Source organism: Runella rosea (assembly GCF_003325355.1).
Classification (GTDB): domain Bacteria; phylum Bacteroidota; class Bacteroidia; order Cytophagales; family Spirosomataceae; genus Runella; species Runella rosea.
Genome location: NZ_CP030850.1, coordinates 562,631 through 579,051 on the forward strand (window position 1 = coordinate 562,631; position 16,421 = coordinate 579,051).

Here is a 16,421-nt window from a genome sequence, read left to right on the forward strand (position 1 = left end):
GTATGTGAACCGTATTTTGTCTGTTTGTTGCGGTGATTTAAACGGCTAAAATAGCCATTAACTTCCAATAAAAATGAAAATATCACCTTGTAGAAAGCAGAACAAAAGTAATGGACTGAAGCTCTTATGCTTGTTTCTGCTTACATTTGTTTTGTTTGACTTGCTTTCATTCAGGGCAAATGCTACTGTTTTCTTTGTAAAACCTACTGCTACTGGCACAGGCGACGGAAGCAGTTGGTCTAATGCTTCGGGCAACTTACAGGTGATGATAGATGGGGCTTCGGCCAATGATGAAATTTGGGTTGCGGCGGGGACTTACCTACCAATGGCCTATCCAACGGGCTGTACCGATTGCAGTTCCCCGCGTGATTATGCCTTTATACTCAAAAACCAGGTCAAAGTTTATGGAGGTTTTGCGGGCACCGAAACTTCGCTGAGTGAACGAACCCTCATGGTCATTGCGGCGAATCCAAGTATTTTGAGTGGCGATATTGGGATTACTAACGACAACAGCGATAACACTTTTCACGTCATTATCTCAGTAAAGGACGACAGTACGACGGTGTTAGATGGTTTTACAGTCACCCATGGCAATGCATCCAATGGTGGAGAGATTACGGTAGAATCATTTAATGTTAATAAAAATAAGGGAGGTGGAATGAAAAACGTATTCTCCACTCTCACCATCTCAAATTGTAGCTTTATACATAACAATGCAGTTTATGGTGGTGGAATGTTTAATAGAGAATGCTCGCTAACCATCAATAATTCTATTTTTTCTGCCAATACTGCGACTTCTAATGGCGGTGGAATTAATAATGATTTGTGTACTTTAATCCTTTCAAGCTGTCAATTTATCAGCAATACAGCACTTTTTGGCGGGGGACTTTGGATTTGGGGACGCTCCACAAGTATTACCAACACCTATTTTTTAAACAACGAAGCAGACTTTGGTGGAGGTATTTATAATGATGCCGCCTCTACTCTGACAATCACGAAGTGTAACTTTTCGGCCAACGTGGGAAATGCGAAAGGGGGCGGTATTTACAATCATATAACTTCATCCACCATTAAGCAATCTAATTTCTATGCCAATACTTCAGCAGCAGGGGGAGGATTATACAATTTGGAGGCTTCACCAAATATTAGTAATTGTAGCTTTTCTTTCAATACGGCCACCAATGGCGGTGGAGTAATGAACCAGTTGGGTTTCGACTCGACTTTTATCAATTGTACCTTTTATGGCAACAATGCCACCGAACACGGCGGAGGAATTTACAACGAAGGGGGACAAGGAGGAAGTGGGCGGACGATGGCCCTCTTAACAAATTGTATTTTTTGGGGCAATGCAAAAAATTCTGACCCTACTGTCCCTGGGGCTGACATTGAGAATTTAATTACTGCATTTTCAGGAACTGGGATTAATTATTCAATCTTACAATTGACGAATAATACCACCAACTATCCGGTAGCCACTTCTTCGGGGTTAAGGTCTGGAAATGGAATGAAATTTGCCATTGACCCGCTCTTTGTCAACGCAAACGACCCAGATGGGGCAGATAATGTTTTGAGTACTGCCGATGATGGTTTAACGCTACAAAATAGCAGTCCCGCCGCCGAAGAAGGCTCAAATGTAGGTATCACGGCTACGGCTGACATTACAGGTGCCCCTCGCATTCAGAACCCAAGAATTGACATGGGGGCTTATGAAAATCAATATATCCCTCCTGCGCCACCCTTTAGACGATTATACGTGAAACCTACTGCCACGGGCACTGGCGATGGAAGCAGCTGGGCGAATGCCTCCGACAACTTACAGGCCATGATTGACTCCTCGTACCTCAAAGACGAAGTCTGGGTAGCGGCGGGTACGTATAAGCCGAATGCCTATCCTCCTGGTTGTACGGGGTGCACTTCCAGTAGTAGTTATGCTTTTATGCTCAAAAACCAAGTGAAGGTCTATGGAAGTTTTGCGGGAATAGAAACTTCGCTCTCTGAACGAACCCCTGCCGTAATAGCTGCCAATCCGAGTATTTTGAGCGGAGATATAGGAACGATTAATGATAATAATGACAATACTTCTCATGTAGTTCTCTCTGCGGACGACGACAGCACCACGGTTCTTGATGGCTTCACCATTACTCAAGCAAATGATGGTGGAATGGTAATTCTTACCTCTTTTACCACCATTACCAATTGCAGATTTTCTGTAAATAGAGGAGTAAGTGGTGGGGGTGGGATGTCCCTACTTGACGGAGCTTCGCCAATCATTTCCTATTGCGTCTTTTCTAGTAATACAGTAAGTAATGGCGGTGGTGGTGGAATGTTTATCAGTAATTCAGCTTCGTTCACCATTACCCATTGTACTTTTAAAAATAATGCTGCGATATTAGGTGGAGCGATGAGTGCTTCTAGTGTGTCGTCACTAAAAATATCCAATTGTACTTTTTCTGATAACATTGCCACTGGGGATTTTTTAGGCGGGGGAGGTATATTTATGAGTTCGAGCGGCTCAGATACCATTACCAACTGCACTTTTATCAGAAATTATGCCACTGGGTATTATAGTTCGGGCGGTGCTATCAATACTTACAACTACGCTTTAGCTATAAAAAATAGTATTTTTTGGGGAAACAAAAAGAGAGGGTTTTTCGTAAGTAACATTGAAGGGCAAGGTTCTGCTATTGTGAGTTACTCTGATGTAGAAGGAGGTTTTTCGGGCATCAATAATATCAATCAAGACCCGTTGTTTGTGAATCAAAATGACCTAGACGGCGCAGATAATATTTTTGGTACTGCCGATGATGGCTTGGCTCTTCAAAATTGTAGCCCTGCCATGAACGTAGGTAACAACGCTGATATTCCCTTAGGTATCAGTACGGATATTACCGGGGCGGCGCGTATTCATAATATAACGGTGGATATGGGGGCGTATGAGAATCAAGCGGGAGTTATGTCTGTCAGTATTGCGGTTACGCCAAGCGATACCGTTTGTGCTGGTACGAGCGTAACCTTTACTGCTACGCCTATCCATGTGGGGCTTGCGCCGTTTTATACTTTTAAAGTCAATGGTACCAGTATTCAAAATGGCACCTCTGCTACTTTTACTACTACTAATTTGGCAAACGGTGATAAGGTTGTTGTGGTATTAACCTCGGGTGCATGTGTGGTTGCTTCAGACACGATTACGATGATAGTCAATCCTTTACCCATACCAACCGCTGGAAGTAACTCTCCCATTTGTGCTGGAGACAGTCTAAAATTAACAAGTTCTGGCGGTATTTCGTATGCTTGGACAGGACCGAATAGTTATTCATCTTCCGTCCAAAATCCAACTTTTTTGCATGCTACTCCTTCATTATCGGGTACATACAGTGTAACAGTTACGGCGGGAAACGGCTGCTCAGCCACGGACTCGACAATAGTATTGGTACACCCCTTACCTATTCCATCGGTAAGCAGCAACTCTCCGATTTGCGCAGGAAGCTATTTATCACTCACTGCTTCTGGGGGTATTTCGTACGCTTGGACAGGCCCCAATAATTTTACATCAGTCACTCCAAACTTAGGCTTTCTTAATGCATCTACTTTATTGTCAGGAATGTATACTGTAAAGGTAACCAATGCAAATGGTTGTATGGCAGCCGATTCAATAGTAGTAGCCGTAAATGCTTTACCCACTCCAACCGCAGGAAGCAATTCCCCGATTTGTGCAGGCAATACCTTACAACTGACTTCTTCTGGAGGAGTTGTTTATGCCTGGACGGGGCCTAATAACTTTTCATCTTCATTACAAAATCCCGATATTGTAAATGCAAGCACTTCATCATCAGGTACATATATAGTGTTGGTGACAAATGGAAATGCTTGTACCGCCACGGCAAGTGTCGAGGTAGTAGTGAATCAAATCGCACCCAGTATTAGTGCTAATCCCACCACCGTCAATTTTGGAGGAAACACGACACTGACTGCCACAGGGTGTGGCGGTACGATTCATTGGTCGGTGGCCAATCTGATTACCAATCCCTTGACAATCAAGTTGGATAATACGACTACATTTACCGCTACCTGTACCGTAAATGGCTGTACGAGTGTCGCATCAAATGCCGTAACTGTTATCGTCAATGGAAATCCATGCCAAGGCCAAGTCACGCTTGTCAGTCCCAACAATGATTATTCGTCGGGCGCTTATCAAAAAATGGCATCGGCCACCACTGGCAAGATTACGGCTTCAAACAAAATAAATGGGACCTCTCAAGTAATTTACACGGCCAAATCGGTAGAGTTAAAAGCAGGTTTTAGAGCAGACAATGGGGTGCTTTTTGTAGCCCAGGTTGGGGGATGTCATTAAAAAATCGGCATTAAAATTTCCCTTAAATGGGGTGCATATGGGCGGAATAAATAGTTCAGACCCATTGAGTAGCCCGCCAATACTCATACCGACTAACATTTGTTCCGTTTGCGAAGTACGGGGTTGTGGGCTTTATTCAACCTTTCTTTGATAGCAATATTCCTCACAAAATAACCCAATTCCTTCATCTTGGGGAATTATTTTTAAATTTTTATAAACAATTTCAATGTAAATTGATTATAATAGTACAATTTCGTACTAATTACGAGGGTACTCATTTATGATTGCAGAATTAAAAGGGGCAAGTAAAGAATACAAGACGGGTGACCAAACGATTGTAGCACTACAACCTACGGATTTTCAGTTGAACGAAGGTGAGCTGACGCTCATTATCGGGCCTTCTGGTTCGGGCAAAACCACCCTGCTCTCTATGTTGGGGTGTGTAATATACCCCACTCATGGCGATTTGTGGGTAGATGGTAATCATATTAATGAGATGAAACAAAGTCAATTGGCCCGATTGAGGCTGGAAAAAATAGGATTTGTATTTCAGAGCTTCAATTTACTTTCTCCCCTCAGCGCCCAAGATAACGTTGAACTGCCCCTAAAACTGCTGGGAGTGGGTGCTGATGAACGCAAACGACGCGTTCAGAAAGCCCTCGAAACGGTTGGTATGACCGACAGAAGAAAAAATTTACCCAAGACCCTGTCGGGAGGGCAACAGCAGCGAATTGCAATTGCCCGTGCTTTGGTAACTGAGCCTAAGTTGGTGCTCTGTGATGAACCCACGGCTTCATTAGATAAAGATTCAATGGTTGTAGTAATGAAAGAATTACAAACATTGGCCCGGCAGGGTAAAGCCGTGGCTGTGGTGACCCACGACCCACGTTTACAACAATACGCAGACCGTGCCGTAGAAGTGAAAAACGGGTTTGTAACACCCATTGATTTGACAAAATTAGGATAATAAAAGCCTTAAAACGCGATGAATATAACTGCACTTATAAAAAATGGATGCTGTATCCTTGGAATGATATTGACCTTCATAAGCTGTAGCGACAAAAAAGCCAAAGAAGAAACGGCCGCCAAGACCGACTCGATTTCAAAGCCCACGACCAAAAATCAAATTTTGGGAGTGGCACGTATCGAACCCGAAGATGGTATTATGAGCCTTACCGCAGGCACCAGCGGGCGGGTGTTGAGTGTAATGATAGACGATAATCAAGCAGTGAAAAAAGGGCAAGTGCTGCTAGATGTTGAAGTAGTATTGGAAAATGCCCAATTGCGCCAAGCTCAGAGTAAAGTTGGCACCCAACAGGCCACTATCGCCGCCAATCAAGCAACGCTCGAAGCGTTGAAAGTAAGTCAAAATAATGCGCGAGATAATTATGAACGTAATCTTGACCTATACAAAGGGAATGCCCAAACCAAACAAGCTTTGGACGATAGCAAAGCAACGTTTGAGAAACTCACCAAAGACCTCCTGACCGCCGAGGCCAACATCCGTCAGGCACAAGCTAAGGTTGGAGAGATACAAGCTGATATTAATTACTATAAAACAGTCGTCGAAAAAAAGAGAGTAGCGGCTTTGGTAGGAGGAAAAGTGTTGAAGGTATTGGTAAAAACGGGTGATTTTGTGAATAATGACACCAAAATCGCCGATTTTGCTCCCGACGGGGCATTGTTTGCCAAAACGGAAGTAGATGAACTCTACGCCGAGCGAGTACAGGTAGGACAAAAAGCATTTATTCTCTCACAAACATCAGGGGATACTTTAGCTACGGGCACAGTGAGCTACGCCGCTGATTATCTAAAACAAAAATCACTTTTTAAAGATCAATCAACCGAACAAGAAGACCGTAGGGTGCGGGATGTGTCTATTCGCCTCGAATCAGGCAAAATGCCGCTGATTGGTAGCCGTGTAGATTGTATTATTGTTTTGAAGTAACAGCTAACGGAAAAACGTCTAACGAACTAATAAAAAATGTTCAAAGAAGCCTTCAAATTTATGTGGTACGACAAGGCCAAGATGTTTGGAATCTTGTTTGGTATCATTTTGTCCGTGTTTTTGATTGGACAACAACTCGGTATCTGCTTTGCTCTTTTGGGGGGAACGATTTCGTTGGCGGAAAACAACAAGCAGTATGTGTGGGTAGTGAGCGATAAAAGTCAGCAAGTCAGTGATTTACCTTTGTTGGATATGCGTATATCGCGGGAATTGATGACGGTGGCGGGGGTGTTGAGGGTCAATACGATGGTGGTAGGAGCGGGGAGTGCTAAGTTTAAAGACGACACTAAAACCCCCATCACGCTCATTGGGACACAATCGCCGAGGCATATTGGCGGACCTTGGAATTTTGTGAAGGGGAGTTTGGAAGATTTACAACAAGAAGGAGCGATTATTACCGATGAATACGACCAGATTTCCTCCAAAAAAATTAAAATAGGCGACCATTTTGAATTTAACGGCAACCGCGTTTTTTTGAGTGGAAACACCAGAGGAGCCAAAGGACTGGGAGTAGCGTATGGGTTCACGACCGTTGAACGTGTACGTAAACTTTGTAAGATTCCTACTACCCAGGCGTCGGCTTTCTTGATTGAAATTGAAAAAGGCTACACCAATCAAGAAGTGGTGGACAATATTAACAAGGAAATAAAAGGTGTAAAAGCCCGCGATGGACAGGTGTATACCGACGAAAGTTTAAAGTATTTTGCGCTCAATAGCGGCATTGTTGCTTCGTTTGGGTTGTTGGTCATTTTTGCCATTATTACGGGTTTTGCCATTGTGGGCTTAACGATGTTTTCGGCAGTTAACGACCGCCTTAAAGATTACGGCACGCTCAAAGCCATTGGGGGTACAAACGGCATCATCCGTCAACTGATTTTATGGCAAGCGGTACTCTATTCGGTGGTGGGTTTTGGGGTGGCCTATGTGCTACTCAGGGGCTTTGTGAATGTTACGAAAACCAGCCTCAATATTAAAATTACGCCTTATTTGACGCTCTTCTTGATTGGCGTTACGCTTTTTATTGCCATCCTAGGGAGTTTGTTTGCCATGCGTAAAATCATCAAAATGGAGCCTGCACAAGTATTTAGAACTTAAAGATTTAGCGATGAAAAAGGCATTCGTTTGCATCTACATAATTTTATTCTGTTTTCAAATGGCATCGGCTCAACGCTTAACGCTCAATGATGCCATTAAAATGGCGTTGGAAAATCGTTGGGAACTCAAAAACCAACAATTGCAGGTTCAGTTGGCCGAAGGAGAAAATGACAAATTGAAAGCCAAGTGGCTTCCCCAAGTTAATGCTTCGGCCGATATGCGCTGGAATACGCAGTTGCAAACCTCCGTTTTTAAAAATGCGCCTTTTGCCAACGGGCAAGATGTAAAATTGGTTTTGGGAGTACCATTTAATAATAATCTGGGGCTCAGTGCCGAGCAAAAAGTCTATGATGCCGCCACGAAATACGACCGACAGCTCAACCAAGCGACGGTACAAAGTCAAACCATAACGCTTGAAAAATTAAAGTCAGACTTAAAATTGGCTGTAACAGAGGCGTATTTTGCGGCATTGTTTCAGAGGGAGAAGTTGGTTTTAGCAGAGAAAACCGTTGAGCGAACAAAGGCATATTGGGAAGCTGGAAAAACCAAGTTTGAAAAAGGAGCATTGCTCAAAAACGATTTAGATCGCCTAGTATTGGAGTTCAATAATGCGCAATCTAACCTCAATAAATCTCGGCAAGATGAGGCGCTGAGTGTAGAAAACCTGAAGTACCAAATTGGTCTAAAAAGCGAAGTAGTTGTCGAACTGACAGAAAACTTAACCTCTTTATTTCTGCAAAACCAGTCATTGTCGCTAGAAAGTACGATTGACCAACGCCCCGAAATTTTACAAGAACAGGCTGCCCTGAAAATAAATGAGTTGACCGAGCAAAAACAAAAAGCGCGGCTAGCCCCAGTGGTATCGGCTTATGGAAATTATACGGCCTTGCAGCTGAATGATACATTCAATCCTTTTGCTTCGGGAACGTGGTTTCCGTTCAATTACATCGGTATGAAACTCAACGTCCCCGTTTTTGACGGAAAACAAACGGCACTTTTGAAACGCGATTATGCAATTAAGGCCCAAGTAAATCGTAATAACGTAGAGAAACTGAAGGCTGATTTTGGGTACGAAGTGCGCAATACTACTAACATTCTGAACCAAGAAAAAATCAACTTAGAGGACACAAAAGCCAATTTGGTATTGGCCCAGCAAATTCTAGAAACCGACCGCTTTCGTTACGAAAAAGGCACAATCTTGCTTTCTGATTTAAAAAATACCGAATATAGCCTACAAAGTGCTGAAAACAATTACCTCACGAGCGTTTATAACTTCTTAGTGGCCGCGGTCCGATACAAAAAAGCCGTGGGAGGATTATGATTTTTTGCGTAAAGTGCTTCTCTATAGGCGTCAGAAAGGGCATAAAACAAAAAAAACTCAGATTTCTCTGAGCTTGGGGGTATGAATAAAACCAGAAATAGCCATTTCTGGCAAACAAGATCATCGCTTTTAGCGTAACAACTTTTGTATATTAGAACTCGCGCTCACCAAATTCGCTCGATGGTAACTTGGTTTTTCGATCAGTTTTGTTGAAGCTATACGATAGGTTTAACAGGAAAATATTGGTCTCTTGGATGTAATTGGTGGTGGTGTAAAAATTACTACCCCAAGTTGAAATTCGTTGTTCATTGACTTTCATTTTCCCGAATGAGGTATTTTGCCAAAGCAGTGAAACACTCATTTTGTTGTTCATAAATGATTTTTTGACCGAAAAATTAGGCTGATAAAACCGCGAGTCCTCGCCCTGCGCGGTGTTTCTCGCCGATAAATACGATAAATTGAACTGCGTACTCAAGGTTGGCGAAATTTGATAGTTGAGATTGGAATTTATGGAATATACCCAGCCTTGGCTATTGACTACCACCGACTTATCAAACAGTGTGCCCTTGATTTTTAGATTATAAACGTTTCCACCGACAAAGATTTTCAGCTTTTTAACTAACGAAATCGTCACCCCAATTTCCGAACCCATCAACCGCGCCTTGCCTGCGTTGGTGTAAATTCGGTTCAAAATGGTGTCGTTATATACGCTGTTAACGCGGTTGACGATGTCCGTTATTTGCTGCCGATACACATTCCAGTACAACGACACTTTCTTAAAATCCTTGGTCAACCCCAACTCGTAAATTCCCACAAATTCAGGACGGATGTTGGGATCGCCTTGTTCGAGGGTTTCGCTGTGTTCGCGTTCGGGATAAGGGTTCAGTTCATTATTGGTCGAACGTTGCACGCGGCGACTGTAGGCGGCTTTGAGTCGCAGGTCTTTTCCCATATCGTACAGCAAATTGGCCGATGGGAACAAATTTGATAATTTCAAATCATTGGGTTGGCCGCCACGGTCATCCGTAAATTCCCGAAGGGCATTCTCATACCGCATTCCTGACGAAAATTCCAGCTTTTTGTACTTCCCTGCGTACTGCGCATACAGGCCATGAATGCGATTATAAATGGCGACGTTGGCCGTAAAAGCAGGATTGACTACCAACGGTTGATTGTTGCCGTTTTTGTCTGAATAAACAAACACACCCTCTTGGTTTTGTTGACGGTACTGGTAGCCCAGAGATAGTTTTCCAATGCCTATTTGCTTTTCATAATCTGCTTTAAGGCGAAGGGCCTGGAGCGGATTAGAGCCAGTGTTGAGGGTGTATTGAAGCGTGTCTCTGAGGTTATTGATGTTGATATTGCTATTTTTAGTAAAGCCATCAATCAGCGCATTTTCGTACAATCCCGAAACGCTCAAGGTCGAGGCGTTTTTGAATTTGTGGGTATAGTCGAGGTTTAACACTTTAAATTCGCCCGATTTTAGTACCAAGTTGGGATTAAAATACTGCGTTCTGCCCACTACCTGATTGGTAAGAAGATTGGTTTTGGTGTTGTTTCGGTAATAAATATCGGCCGTGCGATACTGGTCGCGGGCACCAAGATACACCCCCGCAGAAAGCTCATCCGATTTTGAAATGGTATAAATGACCGATGCCCGGGCGCCGTAGTTATCTCGTTTTAGGCTCCGCTCTCCATCGCTTGGGAACTGGGTCAATACGTTGTTAATAATGGTATAAACATCTCCTTCTCTTCTTCCAGCAATGTCGTTTTTGAGGTAATTTCCCGAAACCGTCACGTCCCACTTTCCTTTTCGGTAATTGAGCGTGGCATCGGCCCCGTAGCGAAGCGGTTCAGTCGCGTTTTCGTAGGCTTTCAGGCGCGGCAGGCCGTATTGGACGTTGGTTGTCAGCGACAAACCGTCGTTGGTGCCTGTTTTCGTAACAATGTTGATGATTCCTGCTTTGCCGTCGGCGTCGTATTTGGCCGAGGGAGCCGTTATCATTTCTATCTTTTCAATGGTATTGGCTGGAATTTGCGACAAAATCGTGGCGGCATCAATCTGGGAAGGTTTGCCATTGACCAAAATCAAAAAGCCTTTTGACCCTCTAACCGTAATTTCTCCTTCGGCATTGACCATTACGGAGGGGATGTTTTTCAGGACGTCGGTGGCCGTACCACCACGCGCCACTTCAAACTGTTCGGCTTTAAACACCTGTTTTTCGAGGGTAGCTACCACGTTGGGTTTGATTCCCGTAACCGTCACCACGTCGAGTTGTTGACTCGATGGACTGAGCGCAATCGAACCCAAATCAAGCCGTTGGCTGGCTTTGTCATAACTTACCTCAATGTACCTGGTTTTATAGCCTACATATTCGACCTTAATAACGTATTTATCGTCTTTCAAGCCCACAAACTGAAATGAACCTTTGTCGTCGGCTACTTCTCCCTTGACCATACTTCCCTGACTTTTGGATTCCAGTCGAATCGTGGCAAACGCCAGCGGCTCGGTCGTCAGCGAGTCAACGAGTTTTCCTTTGATAAAACTACCTGATTGGGTAAAAGCAGCCAGCGAAATGTGCAGCAGCAAAGGGAGAAGCAAAATTTTTCTTAACATGTAAATGGGGTGAGATAAACAAACACCCAAAAATACGACAAAATGCGTTCAAAGGTTTCGCCTTTTGAATCAATCTCAAAATTGAGGTTTGGGAATTTGAACAAATTTGTGATTCTAATAGGTGAAGTTTTTGATACCCTTACAATTTTAATCAAAACGGGTATCAAAATTAAAAGGTTTGATTTTTTAAAAAAGTGCCCTAGAAGCGCCAGAAAGGGCATAAAACAAAAAAAGCTCAGATTTCTCTGAGCTTCTAAGCGGTCCGGACGGGACTGAAAATTAGTGTTGATTATCAGTTAGTTAGGCCAGTTTTTGAAGTTGGGTATCATACAGGGTATCAAAAATTGAATTTAGATTATTTTTCCACTAGGGAGCTGGTGTTTACTCCCAATATAAAGTAATGCGGATGTGAAATGAGGTAACTAAATAAGAAGAATACGATTTAGGTTGCGATGGATACATAAAATCTTAGTTGGATGAAATTCTTAAATTAATACTCCCATCTTGAATTAAGTATATCATAAATGTAATAACCTTCATTCACTGGATGTGAGATTGTTTTTAATCTATCTCCATCTTTGTAATTATAATAATTGATGTTAAACCAATCTACTGAGCTTTTTGGTTTAATGAAAGAAAGACCTAAAGCTACAGCTAAAATAGGAAAATCACTTTTCCAGGTTTCATTAGAAGGTAATATATTAATTATGGATGTGAATTTATGTATTTCCTGCTTTTCTAAATAGGTTAAAGGTATTTTTAAACTTGTAGAATTGCCATTGTCATGAATTAAAACTCTATCACTATTAATAATTGGTAAACGAGAACCGCCTCCATATAAAATAATAGGCTTATTAGAATAATTTCTTGTCATTTCTTTGTTAAACCAATAAACTCTTTTATTAAATAACTTATAAATAATCGCATTTAATTGCTTATTTATTTTCTCTAAAGTGTCATTTAAGCTCTTGTTATTTTTCCATTGTCCAGTATTAATTTTAGATATAACTTCTATCTCAGCATCTTTTAGATTGGCTAATGACGGCGTTTGGTTAGCATAATTTATATAAACATTGTTGGCAGCTAATAGATAACTTTCAGAAGCTAAATATCGAATTTCGCCACCAATTTGAATTGAAAAAAAAGATATATCAGTGCTCCCTCCACCGATATCCATAATTGCATAGTATCCAGGCTCAAGTTGTCTGGTTTTTACAATGAATGTTAATCCAGCAGCAGTTTCAGGGTAAACTGAAATGCCAAAATTATTGATATAACTATCAAAGCTTATTTCATCAAAATGCTTGTATGAATTATATATATTTAAGACATCTGCTTTAAGGTCTTGTGTTGATGCATTTAGAAAATCATCCTTTGAATTATACTTTTTTTGAAGCATTTCTGATATTAAAAGTATATTTTCAAACTTTCTTTTTCTCTTGATATTCTTCTTCTGAGACCATTCTGTAGGGATGCCGAGTTGAACGGTGAACTCTATGTCATCATTTTCAGATTTATTTTGAGTGTATTTAGAAAGTAATCCACCAATTCTTGTTGCCTTCTGTGCTAAGGATTTATAATGTTCTTTTATTGAAAAGAGTACATAAGTAATATATACAACAGATAAAAATTCTGGAGTATAGTTTCTAAATCTATTGTAAATATAAAAACTAGAATCATTGATAGGTTTCCCATAAGTTTCAACATGGAATTCATAGTCCTCAGCTGCGGCTATCTTAAAATATACGTATTCTTCTTTTATATTTAATGACTTATCATTCCCATATTCAAACCTACCATCTAAGTTTTCAGTAATTTGTGAGAGCAAAAAATAACTCCCATTGGAAAAAATAAAAAATTCATGAGTATCATTTTCAATACTATATACACAAGATTTAGTCTGAAATGTACCAAAATCAAGGCCAATATTATATTTTTTCATATTATTTTTAATAAATTGATAGAGATAATAGAATGTGAAACCTCAATTCTTGCATTAGTATTAATTTTTTCCAAGTCTATCTGTTTTTGAAGGAAATTCTTTTTTTCTTTAATGAGGATGGCTTCAATACCATTGTTATTTATAATCATTTCACTAATCCTATTAATACGACTATTGATATATTTAAGCTCTTGTTCTGTTCGACGTTTAATAGATGAGAAAAACTTTATTTCTTCATCATCTCTAATGTCTTTTTCTCTGTTTTTTATTTCCATCATTATAGAAGGTCTGATGGCTTGAACAATTTCAGTGTTTAGTTTAACATTATCATCATATAGCTGCTCACAATTTAATTGTAAAATACCATAAATGTAGTCGCTTATATTTTCATCTAATATTTCTATAGACTCTTCTTTGTTTAAATCGGCTAACGATGACTTTAAATAATGTATGGTATTTATTTTGCCATTTCCAGAATTCTTCAAGACACTTATCTTATAAACTGTAAAAATATAGAACCCACTATTAATATCAAATTTGGGGGATATTTTATTTGTATTTATGGCAATTTTATAAGCCAAATTTTGATTATATTTTTGTTGAGAAAAATAATTAGTTATTGCATTAATAAAGGGGTGGAATGCGGATATATATTCGATTTTTTTGTGTTTAAAAGCATATAATTGATCGAAAGTAATTGTAATCTCTCTTGATTTTATATATTGATTTTTAAATTTTCTATATAAATTTTCCAACTCAGGGTTCTTGCTAGAGGAGTCTTTATATTGTTCAATAAAATCAATAAGTATTGATGTATTATTTGATGGAAGTTCAAGAATTGAAATATTGGGATCTTCGTTTTTTAATTTAATAGAACTTAATTCTATTCGCAAAATATTTTCAATATATTTAATTATTTCTTCTTTTGTTAAGTATCTGTTATTTTTTTCAATTAAGTCTATTTCATTTTGGAAATGGAAATCATTTGCAAAGGCGTCTGCAAGCTCACTTCTTACATTTTCTAATGTTTGTTTATTGTTTTCGATTGCTCTACTTAATCGCTCTAATTCATTATTTTGTTCAATTAAACTTAATTTAGTTTTATAGAGAGATTCTATACCTTTGGTAATAAGTTCTCCAAGGGGCTCATTTTCCCCTAATATTTCTTCTAAATCTCCTAACGATTCTCGAAAAAGATTGATTCGTGTATATAGTTTTGAATAAATTCGTTCCTCAATTGTGTCTTTTAAAATTAAATTATATATATTAATTATGGGTGATTGCTGTCCAACTCTATCAATGCGGCCAATTCGTTGTTCAATAACCATTGGATTCCATGGTAAATCATAGTTAACTATTGCATCACAAAATTGGAAGTCAAGACCTTCACTCCCTACTTCGGAGGAAAGTAAAATCTTTATATTTTCGTTGTATTGAAATCTTTCGATACGTTCGGTTCTATCTGTAATAGCGCCATAAATTATTTCAGTTTCAATATTTAACTCTTTTAGTTTGATTTTAAGATACAATAGTGTATTAGTGAAAAAAGCGAATATTATAAGTTTTTTATTATTATTTATTACTACTTCTCTGATAATACTTTTAAGTCCATCAAATTTACTATCCGTTAAAGTGGTAGTATAATTACCTTTTTTTAAATCTTCTGTACTAGTCAAATATGTAATTATACAACTTGCTATTTGTCTTTTTCGCTGTATTAAACCTATATTATGTTCATCGTATTCATTGATTACAGAGTTGTAAATCAGTGTTTCGTCGGAAGTTAGAGTGATTGTAATTGTTTTTGGATTACGCTTAACAACTTCGTTATCATTCATAACGTCCTTTTTCCTTGTACGACTATATAAATGATTTAATGAATTTAATTCAACGAGGTCTTGCTGTATTTTAATTCGATTTTCTGTGGAATTTTCTCCGTCAATCATATTTTTTATTGCCCGTTGATATAATTTGTCATTTTGATAAATTTCATTTATCGTAGACTGTTGGGTGAAATAAATCTGATCGTCTACACTCATTTCAGAAACCACCAATGAATTGTTTAGTTCTGTCGCAATTTCATTTAGAGGTGAGTTTGAGTTTAGTTTAGTAAGTGCTTTGATAAATGGCCGATTTTGATTTATAGCATTATTAAAAACACCATAATTACTATATCCTTCTTTATCAAGTATTCGAATAAGGTTATAGAGGTTCCTAAGCTCTGTCATTATAGGTGTTGCAGTAAGGAAAATTACCGCCTCTGAATTGTCTACTATTTTTGCTACTCCTTTATGTTGAGCTGTATCACTATTGCGAATTTTATGCGCTTCATCACAAATAAGTAAATCAAATTTGTAATTATTTTCTGCTATTATATTTTGCAGTTCCTCTTGTCGACATTTTTCATAATTAATAACTCCAAAGATGGTTTTTCTTGCTGCATTTATATCATTCTGGATGTCTTGTATAAGCTCATTTGAATTTAAATATTTTTTTAATGTAAAATTAAATTTTTCTTGAAGTTCAGTTTTCCATTTATCACAGAGTGAGTTTGTACAAATTATTAGTGCGTTATTTAAATTTCCCCTCGCTGCTAATTCAAGCATTATATGGCCTGCTTCAATTGTCTTTCCTAATCCAACCTCATCTGCAATTAATATTCTCTTTAAATCAGATTTTAAAAATTTAATTAAAGGCTTATACTGATAAGCTTTGAATATAGTACGTGATGACTTTAGACTGGAGATTGTATTTGTAGTCGTATTTTTTACTTTATATAGAGTATTTGCAATTGAAAAATCACGAAAGTCGCCCAAAGAATTATTTGATAAGAGATCCCATGAAGTAGAAATTTTTATTTCTTCTTGTATCTCATGCTCAGCCAGAACTTCTAGTGAACCATCATCCCATAGAATATCATAGTATTGATAGCCCGCATAGAAGTCTGATACATTATCAATGTATCCTTTCTTTGTTAGATTTTTGCTTAATGAAACTCTTTGTCCCTTGCTATATTTAAGGCTGTTTGAGAGCATAACAATTATTTTTATCCTTTATGAAATACATTTATAGCCATTTAAAGAACAA

The 16,421-nt window shown here is 39.0% G+C and carries 8 protein-coding genes; 5 read left to right on the forward strand and 3 right to left on the reverse strand.

Features of this window, described 5'->3' with window-relative positions:
• Positions 1-73: 73 nt before the first annotated feature.
• The 5 genes from DR864_RS02520 to DR864_RS02540 all read left to right on the forward strand — a co-directional run bounded on the left by DR864_RS02520 (position 74) and on the right by DR864_RS02540 (position 8,775).
• Positions 74-4,351 (forward strand): right-handed parallel beta-helix repeat-containing protein, encoded by a 4,278-nt coding sequence (locus DR864_RS02520; RefSeq protein WP_114065468.1) that lies wholly within the window; start codon positions 74-76, stop codon positions 4,349-4,351.
• Between the two features lie 280 nt (positions 4,352-4,631).
• Positions 4,632-5,318, forward strand: a complete 687-nt coding sequence (locus DR864_RS02525) for an ABC transporter ATP-binding protein (RefSeq protein WP_114065469.1) — start codon at positions 4,632-4,634, stop codon at positions 5,316-5,318.
• An 18-nt stretch (positions 5,319-5,336) separates the two neighbouring features.
• On the forward strand, positions 5,337-6,299 hold the full coding sequence (locus DR864_RS02530; RefSeq protein WP_229599504.1) for an HlyD family secretion protein: 963 nt from the start codon (positions 5,337-5,339) through the stop codon (positions 6,297-6,299).
• A 36-nt stretch (positions 6,300-6,335) separates the two neighbouring features.
• Positions 6,336-7,454: an ABC transporter permease gene (locus DR864_RS02535; RefSeq protein ID WP_114065471.1), complete on the forward strand. Its 1,119-nt coding sequence runs from the start codon at positions 6,336-6,338 to the stop codon at positions 7,452-7,454.
• 58 nt (positions 7,455-7,512) lie between these two features.
• Positions 7,513-8,775, forward strand: a complete 1,263-nt coding sequence (locus tag DR864_RS02540; RefSeq protein ID WP_162793523.1) for a TolC family protein — start codon at positions 7,513-7,515, stop codon at positions 8,773-8,775.
• Positions 8,776-8,926: 151 nt separating this feature from the next.
• On the opposite strand, the gene DR864_RS02545 is transcribed toward DR864_RS02540, so the two are convergent.
• From DR864_RS02545 to DR864_RS02560, 3 genes are all read right to left on the reverse strand, one after another.
• Positions 8,927-11,392 carry an outer membrane beta-barrel family protein gene (locus tag DR864_RS02545; protein ID WP_114065473.1) on the reverse strand — a complete coding sequence of 822 codons (2,466 nt, stop codon included), beginning with the start codon at positions 11,390-11,392 and terminating at the stop codon, positions 8,927-8,929.
• A 490-nt stretch (positions 11,393-11,882) separates the two neighbouring features.
• The gene (locus tag DR864_RS02555; RefSeq protein WP_114065475.1) at positions 11,883-13,334 is read right to left on the reverse strand and encodes an acetate and sugar kinases/Hsc70/actin family protein; all 1,452 of its coding nucleotides are present in this window, start codon (positions 13,332-13,334) and stop codon (positions 11,883-11,885) included.
• Positions 13,331-16,369, reverse strand: a complete 3,039-nt coding sequence (locus DR864_RS02560) for a DEAD/DEAH box helicase (RefSeq protein WP_114065476.1) — start codon at positions 16,367-16,369, stop codon at positions 13,331-13,333. Before DR864_RS02560 ends, DR864_RS02555 begins: the two co-directional genes overlap by 4 nt.
• Positions 16,370-16,421: the final 52 nt, after the last annotated feature.